The organism is Ferruginibacter lapsinanis (assembly GCF_020783315.1).
Lineage (GTDB): Bacteria > Bacteroidota > Bacteroidia > Chitinophagales > Chitinophagaceae > Ferruginibacter > Ferruginibacter lapsinanis.
The window spans coordinates 2066403-2083660 of the sequence record NZ_CP086063.1 but is presented as its reverse complement, the minus strand read 5'-3'; the positions used below and the strand labels follow the sequence as shown (position 1 = coordinate 2083660).

Annotated in this window: 14 protein-coding genes; 11 read left to right on the top strand and 3 right to left on the bottom strand. The window is 37.4% G+C overall.

Annotation, left to right across the window (positions count from 1 at the left end; translation table 11 throughout):
• Positions 1–3 precede the first annotated feature (3 nt).
• Positions 4–996 (bottom strand): WD40/YVTN/BNR-like repeat-containing protein, encoded by a 993-nt coding sequence (locus LK994_RS08925; protein WP_229759732.1) that lies wholly within the window; start codon positions 994–996, stop codon positions 4–6.
• 172 nt (positions 997–1168) lie between these two features.
• On the opposite strand from LK994_RS08925, the gene LK994_RS08920 reads away from it, so the two are divergent.
• From LK994_RS08920 to smpB, 5 genes are all read left to right on the top strand, one after another.
• The gene (locus tag LK994_RS08920) at positions 1169–2527 is read left to right on the top strand and encodes a pyridoxal-phosphate dependent enzyme (protein ID WP_229759731.1); all 1359 of its coding nucleotides are present in this window, start codon (positions 1169–1171) and stop codon (positions 2525–2527) included.
• A gap of 1261 nt (positions 2528–3788) precedes the next feature.
• The gene (locus LK994_RS08915; protein ID WP_229759730.1) at positions 3789–5360 is read left to right on the top strand and encodes a hypothetical protein; all 1572 of its coding nucleotides are present in this window, start codon (positions 3789–3791) and stop codon (positions 5358–5360) included.
• 38 nt (positions 5361–5398) lie between these two features.
• The gene (gene fbaA / locus LK994_RS08910; RefSeq protein WP_229759729.1) at positions 5399–6466 is read left to right on the top strand and encodes a class II fructose-bisphosphate aldolase; all 1068 of its coding nucleotides are present in this window, start codon (positions 5399–5401) and stop codon (positions 6464–6466) included.
• 45 nt (positions 6467–6511) lie between these two features.
• Complete coding sequence (accD, locus tag LK994_RS08905) at positions 6512–7423, top strand: acetyl-CoA carboxylase, carboxyltransferase subunit beta (RefSeq protein ID WP_229759728.1); 912 nt, start codon at positions 6512–6514, stop codon at positions 7421–7423.
• Between the two features lie 67 nt (positions 7424–7490).
• Positions 7491–7928 carry an SsrA-binding protein SmpB gene (gene smpB, locus LK994_RS08900; RefSeq protein WP_229759727.1) on the top strand — a complete coding sequence of 146 codons (438 nt, stop codon included), beginning with the start codon at positions 7491–7493 and terminating at the stop codon, positions 7926–7928.
• On the opposite strand, the gene LK994_RS08895 is transcribed toward smpB, so the two are convergent.
• Positions 7925–8260 carry a hypothetical protein gene (locus tag LK994_RS08895; RefSeq protein ID WP_229759726.1) on the bottom strand — a complete coding sequence of 112 codons (336 nt, stop codon included), beginning with the start codon at positions 8258–8260 and terminating at the stop codon, positions 7925–7927. The two genes, smpB and LK994_RS08895, sit on opposite strands and share 4 nt — an antisense overlap.
• Before the next feature lie 84 nt (positions 8261–8344).
• On the opposite strand from LK994_RS08895, the gene LK994_RS08890 reads away from it, so the two are divergent.
• The 6 genes from LK994_RS08890 (at position 8345) to LK994_RS08865 (ending at position 16275) form a co-directional block, all read left to right on the top strand.
• On the top strand, positions 8345–9229 hold the full coding sequence (locus tag LK994_RS08890; RefSeq protein ID WP_229759725.1) for a hypothetical protein: 885 nt from the start codon (positions 8345–8347) through the stop codon (positions 9227–9229).
• A gap of 185 nt (positions 9230–9414) precedes the next feature.
• Positions 9415–11970, top strand: coding sequence for an alpha-amylase family glycosyl hydrolase (locus tag LK994_RS08885; RefSeq protein WP_229759724.1), 2556 nt, complete (start codon positions 9415–9417; stop codon positions 11968–11970).
• An 87-nt stretch (positions 11971–12057) separates the two neighbouring features.
• Positions 12058–12747 carry a spheroidene monooxygenase gene (locus LK994_RS08880; RefSeq protein WP_229759723.1) on the top strand — a complete coding sequence of 230 codons (690 nt, stop codon included), beginning with the start codon at positions 12058–12060 and terminating at the stop codon, positions 12745–12747.
• Between the two features lie 63 nt (positions 12748–12810).
• Positions 12811–13758, top strand: a complete 948-nt coding sequence (locus tag LK994_RS08875; protein ID WP_229759722.1) for an arginase — start codon at positions 12811–12813, stop codon at positions 13756–13758.
• A 225-nt stretch (positions 13759–13983) separates the two neighbouring features.
• Positions 13984–15645, top strand: a complete 1662-nt coding sequence (locus LK994_RS08870) for an MORN repeat-containing protein (protein WP_229759721.1) — start codon at positions 13984–13986, stop codon at positions 15643–15645.
• A 30-nt stretch (positions 15646–15675) separates the two neighbouring features.
• Positions 15676–16275, top strand: a complete 600-nt coding sequence (locus LK994_RS08865; RefSeq protein WP_229759720.1) for a DUF1684 domain-containing protein — start codon at positions 15676–15678, stop codon at positions 16273–16275.
• 474 nt (positions 16276–16749) lie between these two features.
• Here the strand turns inward: LK994_RS08865 and LK994_RS08860 are convergent, their stop codons facing one another.
• Positions 16750–17079 carry a hypothetical protein gene (locus tag LK994_RS08860; RefSeq protein WP_229759719.1) on the bottom strand — a complete coding sequence of 110 codons (330 nt, stop codon included), beginning with the start codon at positions 17077–17079 and terminating at the stop codon, positions 16750–16752.
• Between the last annotated feature and the right edge of the window lie 179 nt (positions 17080–17258).

Sequence of the window (17258 nt, the reverse complement as noted above, 5' to 3'; positions counted from 1 at the left end):
CGATCAATACACCAGCTTCCCAATTATTCCATCTCCTGCTAAAAAAACTGTATTGCCATTGGCTGACTTGCGACAAACATTATACCCCTCTTTGCTGATCCATTTCCAGGTAACACCTTCGTCTATACTATAATCAACACCATTCAATCCGCAGCTAATCCATTTTTTATTGTCGATATACTCAATACAACTGCGATATCCATGCGGAGGTATTTTAGGCGCCACCCATTTATTACCAGCGTCTTTTGTAATAAAACAATTCTTAGTAGTAGAATCAGGCACCATAAAATCACCACCCACTACCGCCATTATTTTTTTATTTTTTACTGCTACAGAATTAGCGCCTGCCGTTTCTTTATCTTTTTCAAAAGGCAGTTCAATTATTTTATCTCTTATAAAAATACTGGAGGTCTTTCCTCCACTCACAAACACCGCCTCGGCATTACCTAACTTCCTTACATTGGTGCCACTTGCAGCAAAGCACACTTCACCTTGTTCTGCAGGCGGATAATTTTCCGGCGGTATACCCCGCCATGTAAACCCGCCATCGAAAGTACGGCCAACAAAAAATTTACCATCGATCGGATCACCCACTACTATCCCGCTGTTCTCATTCCAGAATTCCATCGCATCTAAAAACATTCCTTTAGTATTGTCTTCAAACACAACTTTCCATGTTTCGCCACCATCAGCCGTCCGTAATATATACGCAGGTTCGCCTGTCCCCATAATTACAGCAGAGGTCTCATCAAACGCTTCGATATCCCTGAAATCATTTTTTTCAAAGCCTTCCACCGTATACCATTTCCAGGTATTGCCGCTATCAACAGAACGCCCCACAGCCCCCATACTACCACTAACCCAAATAACTTTATCATTCACCACACTTAGTCCTCTAAGTGATACACCGATAGAATCAATGGTCTGAATAGTTTGTGCCTTACTGAAAAAAATGAGGAAAGAAAAAAATAATGTATAAAAAAATTTCTGCTGCATAGTTAAGGTTATGTGCTGTTAAAATATTTTTACTTTACTAAGATATATATTTCTTTAAGGCAAATTGCAGTGATATATCCCTTACCAACACCCTGTGTAAAACAATTTTATATACTAAAGCAAGCAACAGGGCGCCGATTAAAATAATTACCTTTACAATAAATCATAACGTATGTGGCTCAATAATATTTTAGAAACGATCGGTCATACACCGCTTATTAAATTAAATAAGATCACTAAATCATTACCATGTACGGTACTGGCTAAGGTAGAATATTTCAATCCGGGCAACAGTATCAAAGACCGCATGGCTGTAAAAATGCTGGAGGTTGCAGAAAAAGAAGGAAAGATAAAACCCGGCGGTACCATCATTGAAGGTACCAGCGGCAACACAGGTATGGGGCTGGCGCTTGCTGCATGTATCAAAGGATACAAATGTATTTTCACTACTACTGATAAACAATCAAAAGAAAAAGCGGATATACTGAAAGCCATTGGTGCCGAAGTAATTGTTTGTCCTACTAACGTTGAACCGGAAGACCCTCGTAGTTATTATTCAGTAAGTAAAAGATTGGCTACCGAAGTGCCGAACAGCTGGTACGTAAATCAATATGATAACCTGGCTAACAGAGAGGCGCATTATGAACAGACCGGTCCTGAAATATGGGAGCAGACCGAAGGGAAAATAACGCACCTGGTAGTTGCTACAGGTACAGGCGGCACCATCATTGGGACAGGGAAATATCTGAAAGAAAAAAATCCCAATATAAAAGTGTGGGCTATTGATAGCTACGGTTCTTTACTAAAAAAATATTTTGATACCGGTGAGTTGGATCAAAAAGAAGTGTACCCATATATCAGCGAAGGATTTGGTGAAGATTTTGTGCCGGCCAATTATGATATGCAATACATTGACCGGTTTGAAAAAGTAACTGATAAAGATGGCGCAATAATGGCCCGTCGTATTGCTAAAGAAGAAGGAATGTTTTGTGGCTACAGTGCAGGCAGTTGTTTACAGGGATTAATGCAATTAAAAAATGAACTAAAAGAAGGCGATGTGGTTGTTTGTATTTTTCATGATCACGGAAGCAGGTATGTTGCTAAGATATACAACGACCAGTGGATGATGGAAAGAGGTTTTTTAGAAGTAAAAACATTTAAAGACCTTATCAGTGCAAGAGGTGGAACACAAAAAATAATTACGATGAAACCTTCGCAAACCGTTTCAGAAGCAATTGAGCTGATGAAAAAATATGACATTGAAAATATCCCTGTAATGGAAAACGGCACAATGCTTGGCGCTGTTTCAGAAAGCGGTTTATTTGATAAAATTTTGAATAACCCAAATATCAAAACACAATCGGTGGCATCAGTAATTGAAAAAGCCTATCCGGAAGTGGCTTTTGATACGCCTGTTGAACGTATCAGCAGTTTTATCACCAGAGAAAATGGTGCTGTATTAAGCAAAGACGAAACCGGTGTTTTTCATATTCTTACCAAATATGACATTATACAAAGTTTGACGAAATAACAGCGTCGTTATTTTACTACTTACTTAAACTGCTGTAAATAAGCTATTTACAGCAGTTTTTGTTTTGATTAGCAAGTTTTTCAGCCAAGTTGTATAGTATTTTTACGATAGTAATATATACATAAGTTATCTGCTAAAATGCCGGATTACTACGAGTCGTGTGAGGAATTCTGAACCAAAAAGAAAGGGCAGTTTTGCTCTTCCCTACCATTATAATCGACCATATCTTTGTGTTAGAAGTTGATTGATAAGTTTTAGAAAGAGTATCAATCAGAAATCCAGAATCCTGAAAAAACCAAATAGCTTAATTAAAATCCTTAATCCAACGAATCACCAATTAAATTCCAATATCAGTCAACTTCTTTTTATTTCGCTTTAGCTAGAATCAAAACATACAAAAACTAAAAAACACTTTATACTAGACCATAAGGTGTTTTTTTATGCCCCTACTTTTTTACTAACGTAGTTTTACTATTGAATAAATACGAGTGGTGCGGTATTTACCGAGTGATAAAAAAAGAGCAATAACGCTCTTGTCTCTCATACCTCAGCGATCTATCTTTGTGTTAGAAGTTGATTGATAAGTTTTAGAAAGAGTATCAATCATATATCCAAAAATCCTGAAAAAACCTGATAGTAAAATCCAATAGTTTGAAAAGCTATAAATATTCCAATATCAGTCAACTTCTTTTTATTTCGCTTTAGCTAGATCAAAACATACAACAATTAAAAAACACTTTATACTAGACCATAAGGTGTTTTTTTATGCCCCTACTTTTGATAACGTAATTTTACGATTGAATAAATACGATTGGCGCAGTATTTACCGAGTGATGAAAAAAGAGCAATAACGCTCTAGGCTACAATGCGATAGCAATTTATCTTTGTGTTAGAAGTTGATTGATAACATATCAATCAAATATCCAAAAATCCTTAAAAAAACTGATAGCAAAAATTCAATCACTTGAATAGCTATAAAATTCCAATATCAGTCAACTTCTATTTTAAAAATCCTATAAAGTCAACATATTGTAAAATTATACATCCTTAGAAAAACCCAAAGACCCAAATCCTAAAAGCCACTATTTTAAACTAGTAGCAACCTATTAACGAAAAAAAGAACCATTTGACCTTTGGTTCGAAAGATCAAAGCCCACATTTAAAAATGTGGGCTTTTCTTTTCTGCGACATCCAATCAAATAGCTCATCTTGTTATTAATATTACAGAAGTGTTATTTTTGATTAAACCAAACTGTAAATAATGAGAAAAAAAATGGTCACTAATGCCTTGCCAATAGCATTGTTGGCATTTGCCATTTTTTTCATTCTACTCTTCCCTCTTTACCGTTTTGTTTTTGACCAGGATAGTATTGGGTATTCCGCCGTAGCCGAAAGAGTGGCTTCTGGCAATTTCTTTAAAAGCATCAATGGCCTTTGGAGCCCGCTAAGTTCATGGTTAGTTGTTCCTTTGATCAAATTAGGTATCGATCCGATTCTTGGGTTTAAATATGTGAACGGATTCACCGGATTATTGTTGCTGATAAGTACCTGGTATCTTTTAAAAAAATTCTCTATTACAGACCATTTGAAAGCAGTTATAATATATACCTGTGTGCCAGTTTTTTTATCTTACTGTTTCTATGAGTTATGCGCCGATTTCTTATTGTTGTTACTTTTTACACTCTATCTCATTCAAGTATGTTCCAATGATTTTTTCACCAATAACAAACGGCAATTTATTTGTGCAGTAATTGCTGTATTTGCATATTTATCAAAAGCATATTTTTTCCCTTTCTTTCTGGCACATTTTACCATCATTAATTTTTATTACTACAAAAGATCAATTGATATAAATAAAGCAAAAAGATATGTACAAAATCTATTCATCGGTTTTATCACATTCTTTACGTTGATATCACCGTGGATATATGCTTTATCAAAAAAATATCATTACCTCACTTATTCCAATGCCGGTAAATATAATGCCTATCTGCATTTACATCCCGGCACTGAATACACTAAGCTCTTATTGGGTCCTCCTTATCCGGATGCATACAACAGTTGGGATGACCCCTGGCTCCCATTTATGCAACACTTCTCTCCCTTCTCTTCTGCATCAACTATTTTCTTACAGATAAAATTATTTTTTCTCAACATCATTTCATCGATACCATTTTTTTCAGAGATATCTTTTCTGAGTATCGCAATCATTGCAGCCGTTCTATTTCTATGGCTATCAAAAACCAGTGTGATAAAAATACCTGAAAATATTTTTGTTTGTGCTATCACATCAATACTGATGCCTGCCGGGTATTTCTTATTCCATCTCGAAACAAGATTTATCTGGATACTAAGTATACTGTCTCTGATCATGGGAAGCTATTTAATAACAGCAGCATTCGGCCGTTTTCGCTTCTCTTCTCTTCAAAAAATATTTGTAACAGCAGTATTTGTTGCCAGCTTTATTATTTACCCTTTGCTGTCATTAAAAAACAATGTGTACAATGGTAAAGAAGCATATGCCATTGCAAACAGTTTAAAAAAAGGTAATGTAAAAGGAAAAATAATGAGTAATCACCTCAACCCGGAGCAATACACGCTTTTATTAATGGCGAGTGTGATCGCTAAAAATCAGTTTTACAATTATTCAAGAGGAAGTTTTTCAACAGCAGATATAGAGGCCGCTATCAAAGAATTTGGAATTGATTATTATCTGTTCTCGTACACCAGAGAGCTTGAAAAAGAAAACTTTCTGACAAGTACTTTGTGTAAAAATGCGGCCCTTGTCAATACCGACCTGTATCCGGGCATTGTTGTAGTAAAATTGAAATAAGCATCAATTATCTTATTTTTGCAAAAAATTAAACTATTATGAGTAAATACAGCGCAGGCGTTTTATTTGGAAAAGAATTAGAAGCTTTATACAATGATGCCAAAAATAATCAGTTTGCATTACCGGCAGTAAACACGATCGGTACTAATACAATCAATGCAGTATTGGAAACAGCAGCCAAAGTTAATTCGCCTGTTATCATTCAATTTTCAAATGGCGGGGCTCAGTTCATAGCCGGGAAAGGAATGAAAAACGATAATTTACAGGCTAATATCTTAGGTGGTATTTCCGGTGCATTACATATACATAATGTGGCTAAGGCGTATGGCGTACCGGTGGTATTACATACAGATCATGCGGCAAAAAAATGGTTGCCATGGGTTAGCGGATTGATAGATGCCGGAGAAAAATTTTATAAAGAAAAAGGACAACCTTTATTCAGTTCACATATGTTGGATCTGAGTGAAGAGCCACTTGAAGAAAATATTGCAACTTCTGTAGAATTCTACAAACGTATGGCTCCATTAGGTATGAGCATCGAAATTGAATTAGGAGTAACCGGTGGTGAAGAAGATGGTGTTGATAACAGCGATATCGATAATGAAAAATTATATACTCAACCAGAACACGTTGCTTATTCTTACAAAGAATTGAGCAAAGTAGGCAATATGTTTACCGTTGCTGCAGCATTTGGTAATGTACATGGTGTATACAAATCTGGAAATGTTCAGTTAACTCCTATCATATTACACAATAGCCAGGTATACATCGAAAAAGAATTGAAAACAGGTCCTAAACCAGTATACTTTGTATTCCACGGCGGTAGCGGTTCTCCTCAAAATCAGATCAGAGAAGCAATTGGATACGGTGCTATTAAAATGAATATAGATACCGATCTGCAATGGGCTTTCTGGGAAGGAATTTTAGAAAATTATAAGAAGAATGAAGCATATCTTCAAGGTCAGTTAGGGAACCCTGAAGGACCGGATAGTCCAAACAAAAAACATTACGATCCTCGTGTATGGTTACGTAAAGGCGAAGAAAGTTTCAGCAAAAGATTAGAAGAAGCTTTTGTAGATTTAAACTGTATTAACCGCAACGCATAGTTAATAATTGAAAATTAATAACTAATAATTTTTAATTAATAAAAAATGAGAAAAGACGAAGACTTTGAAGTAAACCTTTCGGGAGAAGATGGCAGCTCTGAGGAAACAAAACAAAGCTGGTTCAAACGTATAAAAAAAGGGATTCTTACACCTACAAAAGACAAGGCAGATGCACCGGAAGGAATCTGGACAATGTGCCCCTCTTGTAAGCTTACCTGCACCGTTAGCGAATTAAGAGAAAATTATTTTGTTTGTCCTAAGTGTGAATATCATCACCGTATTGGAAGCGGCGAATATTTTGAAATAATTTTTGACAACAATGAGTTTACCGAATTGTTTGCCAATGTTGTTTCGAAAGATTACCTGGGCTTTGTAGATCTGAAACCTTACAATAAAAGACTGGAAGAAACTTACGCAAAAACGAATATCCACGATTCAATTACAGTAGCACATGGCAAAGTGAACGGCAATGACCTGGTGGTAGCTTGTATGGATTTTGAATTTATCGGGGGAAGTTTAGGTAGTGTAATGGGAGAAAAGATCAGTCGTGCATGCGATTACTGTTTAGCTCATAATATCCCTTTTATGATCATCAATAAAAGTGGTGGAGCCAGAATGATGGAAAGCGCTTTCTCTTTAATGCAGTTAGCAAAAACATCAGGAAAACTATCGCAACTGGCCGATGCAAAGATCCCTTATATCTCTCTTTGTACAGATCCTACTTTTGGTGGCACAACAGCTTCCTTCGCCATGTTGGGAGACATTATTTGTGGCGAACCGGGTGCATTGATAGGCTTTGCCGGACCAAGGGTAATTAAAGAAACAATAAAGAGAGATCTGCCCGAAGGATTTCAACGCAGTGAATTTTTATTAGAACATGGATTTTTAGATTTTATAGTGTCACGTAAAGACTTGAAAGACAAATTAGGAAACTTGTTGGTACTATTTAAAAACTAAATACCACACATAACTTTGTTACAGCAGTTTCATATTTGTATGATACTGCTGTTTTTATTTTTGTACAATGGAAATAAGTAATCGTAAAGCATATCATGAATATTTTTTTGAGGCAAAATATATTGCAGGCCTCGTATTGGCAGGCACTGAAATAAAAAGCCTGAGAAGCGGTAAAGCCAGCTTTAACGATAGCTATTGTTATTTTGATAAAGGAGAACTATACGTTAAGAGTTTACATATCTCAGAATATAATTTTGGCACATACAATAATCATGAACCTTTGCAGGAAAGAAAGTTGTTGCTTACCAAAAGAGAGTTAAGAAAGCTGGAGACCAAAACAAAAGAGAAAGGATATTCCATTATTCCTTTACGCATATTTATCAGTGATAAAGGATATGCAAAAATGGAGATCGGACTTGGTAAGGGTAAAAAGATATACGACAAAAGAGAAACGATCAAAGAAAGAGATACCGACAGAGATATTAAAAGGAAATATGGTATCTAGCCTACTTTCTCTTCTCTACGTTGCTTTGCCTTAATTTCCTGGTACAACTGTTCGTTCATCTCCCACTTATAATGCATTCGGAAAATGGCATAAAATATTATTACCAGTATCATCGCAATAATAGCAGTGATAAACATCCCGGGTGATGTTTGAGATATCTTCATATACCAATCTGGAAAGAAAAGTTTAATAACCACTACCAACAGGATAATAGGCAGGCCAAACATGGCTGCCATTGGAAAACCTCTCAGTAATTTACTGACAACAGTACTTTCAGCCTCCCGGTTTGCCTCCCAATATTGTAAAAACTGTTTTTCTTTATCAGATATCATACTGCAAAAGTAACAATTAATACTTTGTTGTTTTTGCCATGTGCCTAATATTAGGTAGGTTTGTTTTTCTCAAAATCAATTACTGTGAAAATAGAGCAACTACTAGTTCAGCATTTATATAACACCAAAGAAGTAACCCTTCAGGGAATTGGCACTTTTCGGTTAAATCCTTCGGTTGCAATGCCTTTAGAAAATGATAAAGATTTTGTAATGCCTGAAAATGCCATCAGCTTTGAATATAATTTAAAGGCAACAGAAGACGAAGCTCTTATCGATTTTATCACCAAGCAAACAAGTAAGATCAAACCATTGGCATCAGCCGACCTTGATTCTTTCGTTATATTGGCAAAGCAATTTTTGAATATCGGTAAACCGCTTACCATTGAAGGTGTAGGTACCGTTCAAAAAAGTCAGCATGGTGAATATGAATTTATTCCAGGACAATTTATCACTCCAAAAATTGATGACATTCCAAGACAGCTAAGAGAGAAAAGAGACGAGAGTGTATCGTTTGAAAGTGAAAGCAGAGACGATTCTGGTAAAAAGAAATTACTCCTGGCAATGCTTATTTTATTAGCTGTTGTTGGCGGCCTAAGCCTTTACTATTTTCTGTTTTATAAAAACAATGCTACTGCCCCACTCAGCACTGTTGATACTGCTGTAGTGGCACCTGTAATTGACACCCCGGTAATAGCAAAACCAGATACAACCCTACGTGCTGCTGTAACCACTCCTTCCGATAGTGTTCTGTTTAAGATCGTTGTTAAAGAATATGCTACCAAAGAAGCTGCTGAAAAAGCACTGGCCAGATTTAGCTCTTTCGGGCATGAGTTAGTGATGTTAGCTGCAGCCGATAGCAGTTCGTACAGACTCGCTATGCCATTTAAAAATCCTGTCCAGGATCCGCTGATAATCAAGGATTCATTGATCAAGATCTTTGGCCCCGATATTTATGTTGAATTAAAATAATATCATCCTCAATTCTGCTTAGTCGCTTTTAACCAAAATTAAATCTTGTTAAAATTCAAGGTGGTTTAAAATAACTCCTTATATTCGTGTATTATTTACACAATAATATTTTAACGATTATGAAGTCATGTTTACTCCTTAAGAGGCATTCTCTTAAATCTTTCGTCCTGTCAATATTGGCCGGTTTGCTGCTAACTCTCTCTGTTTCCAATACACAGGCGCAAGACAAGTCTACTTATATCCATAAAGTAGTTTTACAAGGATTTTGGTGGGATTACTGGAACAGTAACTACCGTTATAACTGGTGTAGTTATTTAACCGATCTGGCTCCAAGATTAAAAGGTCTTGGCTTTGATGCCATTTGGGTACCTCCTTTTGTAAAGAATGGTTCAGGTGGTAGCGTTGGATATAGTCCTTTCGATCCGTATGACCTGGGAGATAAGTATCAAAAAGGTGGTGGTGACGGTATCAGAGATAGTACCAGAAGTGGTACAAAAGATGATCTGCTAAGAATGATCGCAGTAATGCATGCAAATGGTATAGAAGTTATTTGCGATGCTGTATTGAACCATCATGATGGTGCAGGAACAAATTCTAACGCAGGAGGTATTGATTCTGCTGCGTATTCATTGGCTACTAATAACGGGTACAAGAACTTCAGATATGTTTGTTACAAAACTCCTATCATAGATGATAGCTCAAGACTGGATTATTTTACAAGAGCGGGAAGATGGCCTAAAAATTATACAGATTTTTATCCAAATGCCAATATCCCTAATAATGATGGAGATATCAGAGCCGCTTACTTTGGGCCGGATATCGATTATGAAACCATTTCAGCTCCGGGACAAAGCTCTAACATTCCTACTTCAGGATCGGCTACTATCAAAGGTGTAACACGTCCTTATGTTAACCCAGCTCAGACAACAGATTACATGCAAAATAATGTACGAAACTGGATGAAATGGTTAAAACGTCAGACCGGTATAGATGGGTATCGTTTTGATGCTGTAAAACATTTCCCTTTTGATGTACAACAAGATATAGTAAGAGATGTAAAATACAATATTCCTTCATGGGCCGCCGGTGGTCAAAATATGTTTAGCATTGGTGAGTGGGTAGGTGGTGCAACAGAATTAGACAACTACGTTACCGGTGTTCGTTTAACCGATTATAGTAATGAAGAAGCTACAGGAGCATTTGATTTTGCTTTAAGAGGATATGGTACTAACGGAGGCCTGTACAGAATGGTTAAAGGAAACACTACTCCAGGTGATTTTAACATGCAATATCTTCAGTACGACCTTCAAAGTAAACGCTGGATGGACTATGGCACTAAAAGAGTTTACAGAAGTTCACCTTTTGTAAATAGCCATGATACGTACAGACCAAAATTAGATAGTGTTGGTAATTTTTCTAAAGCATTAGGTGATAACACCGGATGGGATACCGGTAACGAGTTAGGAGGAAACGGCCAACATATTGATCCTCGTGAACCAAGGTTATATGCAGCATATGCAGCAGCAATGGCTTTTAATGGTAATCCGATAGTATTCTTTGAAGATATTTTTGATATTGGAACTACAGGTAAACGCTACAGCCATATGCCTACCAGTGAAACAGATCTGCCTATCAGAAAAGATCTGGAAAATATCATACAAGCGCATCAAAAATTAAATATTAAAGACGGCGATCAGTTCTTCCCTACTAATTATACTGGTGGTACTGCTCCGTTTTATCAGGCAGGATCAAGTACCGATCATTTTGTAATTGAAAGAAGAGGAAAAGCAATTATTGGCATTAGTGATGCTTATGGTTCTGCTCCTTACAATAACTCAGTTGATCAACAAGTTTGGGTGAATGTTGCAGATGCATCATGGATCGGAAAAGCATTATACGATTACTCAGGAGCACATGGTGTTACCACATCAGTTGTGCAACCTGATGGAAGAGTACTGATCAAAACTGCTGTATGTGGACATGTAATTTCAGGCGCAAGAGGTCATGGTTATTCTATCTGGGCACCAGCTCCAACCGGTGTAACTTTTACAACCGTACAAGATATTTATGATTATTTAAAAACGTATACCCCACCACGTGATCCAAGCACCACACAGGAATGGGAAATGGCTGATGACCTGGGTGATAGCCATTGCCTTGGTTTAGGCCAAGGAGGTGCTTTACCTACCAATGCCACAAACGAAAGAGTTGCAGGTAGAGTATTTGCTAAAGCCGGTACAACTGTTACTGCAGTAATTGATAGCATTGAAGTAGCAGGCAGAGATCTTACTTTAACTATTTATGACAACAATGGTATTGCTGTGGCAACTGCATCAGGTGCAGCAAATTTAGCAAGTCCGATTACCACTACTTATACTCCAGCTGCTGATGGATGGTTAGTAACCAAAGTTAGGAACACCAACAATGCTACTGCCGGGCAAAAATGCTGGGTAAGGGTAAATTATACAGCTCCTGCTGTTGTAAATACTAAAGCAAATGTTGCATTGGTAAACAGCAACATCAGTGTATGGACAGGTAATAAAGGTACTTCTGATGTTTTTGATTGCGGTAACTGGGAAGCTGGTCGTATACCGGGCCCTACATCAACTGTAATAGTATATGGTCATGCTACACCATTCCCTGTTTTAACAAGTGATCTTACTGTTAATAAGGTAAATCTATATACAGGTGCTCAATTCACCGTTAATCCATCCATTAAGCTTACTGTTTTATCTCAATAAGATTCGAACAATTTTCTCAAAAGGCTGTCTTTATAAGACAGCCTTTTTTGTTTAACTTATCTTTAGAAAAATTATCGACAGCTATTTATGTTTGTTACACTCACCATTCAGAAATACCCTAAAAAATATACCTATTTTGCTTTGCTGTCTATGGCAATATTTCGCCTGCCGTTACTGCTCAACAAAAACATCTCCTTCTATAAACTAATGGGCTGCGGTAAAAACGGAAGTTTCGATATACACCCGGATTGGCAGCAATGGGTGATCCTTTCTGTATATAAAGATGCATCCGATCTTGAAAAACTGGATTCAACAAACGCTGTAAAAAAATTATATGGTTCCTTTATTGCTAACTGGCATCATACTTTTAAGGTAGAAACAAATACAATTTTATTAACTCCAATTGAAGGCCATGGCAAATGGGATGGTAAAGATCCTTTCGGGGTACCGAATAAAAACAGTGACCATACAGGAGAGATCGCAGTACTAACAAGAGCCACTATTCGCTTATCTAAACTACGATCATTCTGGAAAAATGTACAGCCGGTTGCCGCTAAAAGCTTACAGGCAGAAGGATTGATCAGGTCGATCGGAATTGGAGAGATCCCTCTCATAAAACAAGCTACATTCAGCATTTGGAAAGATAAAGAGGCCATGAAACAATTTGCATATACTATGAAAGAGCATACAACCGTTATTGCTAAAACAAGAAAAGAAAACTGGTATAGCGAAGAGATGTTTGTTCGCTTTGCTATTATCAAAACAATTAATGCTTGATCACAAATTGGTCTGATTGTAAGAAAATCGTAGCTTTAAGTATACACCAGCTGACATTGCAATATGAAAAATATTAAACTGATAGAAATCCCTAGTGAGATCGGAGCAGGTACCCGTGGTGCCAGTTTAGGCATTGATGCGATCAAAATAGCCGCTCTCGATTTCATGAGCAATTTCTTTGTCCACTTCCCATCAGAAAAAATTGAAGTAGAGAATAACTTACTATTTGAGCCCATTCATTCTCCGTATGCCAAACGTATCAGCGGTGTACTTACCCTGTACGAACGAATCAGCAAATCTGTTTGCGATACAATAAAAACCGGTTTTTTCCCTGTTGTATTAAGCGGAGATCATAGCAATGCCGGCGGCACTATTGCAGGTATCAAAATGGCCAAGCCAAAAAGTAAATTAGGAGTGATATGGATGGATGCACATGCTGATCTGCACACGCCGTACACCACCCCTACCGGCAATATGCATGGTATGCCATTGGCCACCGCTATCGGAGAAGATAACAAGCCATGCAAAGTGCATGAACTGGATGAAAAAACAGAAAAGATCTGGGATCAATTAAAGCATATCGGTAAAATTTATCCCAAGATATTACCCGAAGATATTGTGCTTATATCTTTAAGAGATTATGAAAAAGAAGAAAAAGCACTGATAGAAAAATATGGTATAAAAGTGATCACAACGGCAGAAGTGAGAAGAAACGGAGCTGAAAGTATTTGCAGGAAAGTGTTGCGCTATTTATCAGAATGCACCGACATCTATGTAAGCTTTGACGTTGATTGCTTAGATGCCTCCATTTCAAGGGGCACAGGAACACCTGTGAGTAATGGTTTAAAAGAAAGAGAAGTAGAAGATATTATCAGCAAATTCATGCAAAACAGAAAGATCTGTTGCTTTGAAATTACCGAAGTAAACCCCACGCTGGATAAAGAGAACCTCATGGCCGAAATAGCCTTTAATATTTTACAAAGAAGCGTAAACGTATTAATGATGAATTAACGCTTTCCCCTTTATACATGTTTGCAGGGGAAAATATTGTCCCAAAACACAACTCCGGATATCCGTATTATTGGGTATTGCAAAACCTGTTTTTTTTACAGAATTTTACACTGCAACTATTTACCTTCCTAAATATTTATCGCCATAGATATTGTGAAAGTTAAACTGATTATTTATTTTACCATTTATTAAGCCCTTATTCCCTAACCTTTCAACTACACAACCATGAAAAAGTTTGTTTTAACTGCAATCCTTCTCAACTTTTTTACTCTTCTTTATTCTCAGTTAGTCACCACCGGAAAAATAGATTCGCTTAAAGATGCATGGGATATTAAGACCACTTATATAGGAGAAATCAAAGGAGGCAAACCTAATGGATTAGGCATGGCCATATACAGTAATGGCACAGCGCTTCGCTATGTAGGATACTTTGTAAATGGTAAGTTCGAGGGCAAGGGAGTACTACTTTTGAGTAATGGTAGTTTTTCCAGCGGAGACTGGAAAAATGGAAAACTAACGGGGCAGGGCACCAGTTTTAACAGCAATAAGGATCTATATGTGGGGTCGTTTCTGAATGGGGAAGAGAATGGACAAGGCATTTCGATATTTAGTGACAACAGTATTTTACAGGGAAACTTCAAAGCCAATACTTATCACGGCAGATCTACCTTCATCAACAGTGCCGCCGATGTGATCACTGACAATATGTATAAGGATGGCAAAAAAGATGGAGATGGATATCAGTTTGAATTGAGCAATAAAAAATTATTTGAAGGCACCTGGAAGAACGGCAACTGGGTAAGTTCCGGCACGGCATCTTTTCCTTCATTTTTAAAAGACAGCAGATTCTTTTCTGAAAAAACAGAAAAGCAGGTCTTAATGGGCATCACAGATAAAACAACAAAGCTGCTTGAAGAGATGTGTTTCTTCTACGACCTGAAAACTAAAAAAAGATATTTTGGGAAATATAAAAAAGGATACCTTATAGATGGGATCATTGTAAGAGATGATTCTACCAGGTTAATTGGCACTTACAATGATGATGGAACCTATGGCTTAGGACACTTTTTAAAGATCGGTAAATTTTACGACGAGGGTAATTATGAAAAAGATTATCTCAATGATCCAAAAGCATTAAGTATTTCTTTAGATAAAAAAACCGTGTACTATGGCCAGGTAACAGGCAAAGCAGAATTTACCGGCAAAGCCTGGTTTGCAGACAATAGCAATCAGTTATTTAACGGAGAGTATCTTAAAGGAGAGTTCACCGGCACCGGATGGCGATTAGATAAAACAGGGTATTGCGTTAAGGGCAAATGGAAAAATGGTTCTCTTACAGCCGTTACATCGCTGTATAACAATTACGGAGAACTGATCAATATTGCACCTAAAACATTTTCTGACGGATTGACCACTATTTGCAGAGCCTATCCCGATTATTTTTATGGCTTGCAGGGAAATGACGATTACAGTGTGTTCTACGACTTTGTAGAATTGGGCTACGAAAGCCTGATAGGCCTGCCCGGCACAACCATTGGCGATGTGATCATCAGTGATTATGATTATTATAATTACTATCTTGCAACTTTCGCAGAAACTAAAAGTTTCGCAGAAGCAAAAGCTAAATACGACTACTTATGTAGCCAGGTTAAAACGGCCGCTATCACTTTAAAGAAAGGAGGAGCACCACTTAAATTTAGCGGAACTGCAAAAACTGCCGATGCAAATAACAGTTTCAACATTAGCCATTTTACTCTTCCTTCTACAGCAAAAGGATATGATTATTTTTCTGTAGCGGTAATGATAAGAAAAAATTCAGACAACGAATATGTGGTTATGTTGGCCTGCGGAGATAAAACAGGAATGGACGATTGGGGACCTAAATAATTAAACCACTTTTAAACAAAACCGTTGTACGTGAACAAAATACTTTTTGCTTGTTGCATTTTTTTAAGCCAGTTAACCTTTGCACAAACCAATTCCGGCAGTTATATCGATAAGATAAAAGAATACCAGAGAATGTATATTGCTACGCATGAAGTAGTGAAAGGACAGGATAGAAATGAGATCCATTTCTTTGCTCCTGATAGCAATTACAAAGTGGTGGCAACTTTTGAAAAAATAAACGATGCGGTAGGATTTAAAATGCCCACCTCAGCCAAATCAATGCAGCAATATTACAGGTACGGAAAAATTTCATTTGTAATAAACGATAAAACCTACCAGCTTATCGTTTATCAATCAAAAGACATGATCCTTACCGACGAGTATAAAGATTATCTCTTCATTCCTTTTACTGATGCCACCAACGGCAACGAAACCTATGAAGGTGGCAGATACATCGATATATTGATCACAGACATTGCCGACAATAAAGTTGTCATTGATTTTAATAAAGCCTACAATCCTTATTGCTGTTATGCCACCGGATACCACTGTCCTATTCCGCCAAAAGAAAATGCACTAACGGTAGCGATCAACGCAGGAGAGAAAAAATATACAAAGGCGGTTCATTAATATTTATTTGGGCTATCGGCAGCTGTATCATTGCTGAACATTGGCTCCGCTTGTTACACTGAAGGCGGAAGAATCATAAAAGTACCTGCAGCGGCAAAAAAATCCCATAAGTACCACAGTACAATACCGATACCTTGCCCGAACTCAGGGGAAGCTTCCGGTATGATACCGGTGCCTTGCCGGAACTCAGGGGAAGCTTCCGGTATGATACCGGTGCCTTGCCCGAACTCAGGGGAAGTTTCCGGTATGATACCGGTGCCTTGCCGGAACTCTGGGGAACTTTCGGGATTACCCGAAAGCTTGCAGGAAAACCGGGGGAACTTTCGGGAATACCCGAAAGCTTGCAGGAACGCCGGGGAACCTTTCGGGATGAAACTACCCCTACGGAACAGATAAAGGTCATTTAACTAAGCTATCTATATAGCAGCCACCTCTACTGGCAGCATCACTAACTTTCTGAAACAGTATACCCTCCTACTCAAAAATACAATATAACCCAAAAAACAAGATCAGTAACGCTACCGATGTTAGTCCGTATAATATCCAGTTATACAATTCCGGTACCGGATTAAGTATGGTAAGTACACAACTGATAAATCCTAAAAAAGCCCCGGTGGCCAGGCAAATAAAGCCAACAGTCAAGCGCTTTGCATTTTTCACCCTCCTATATTCCCTGATATAAGTTTTGATGATACTTTCATCCCATCCCTGCGATAACAGGTTATCCCGAAGCTGCTGCGGCTCAAGTTTCTCTGCTATCCACTGCTGAATAAGAGATGGGTTTACATCATTGGTGTAAGTCATGGCAATCGTTTTGAGTAAGCAATAATTATTTAAAATGGCAAACTCAAATTAATATTTTTTTTGATAAACACCGCAAAATGTAGAATTCAGTGGTGGGTCAATTTTTAAATATATTATGATGTAGAATTACCAATTTCCAGTTTACAGTAGTACAAAAGTTTAATCAGGGAACCATCCCC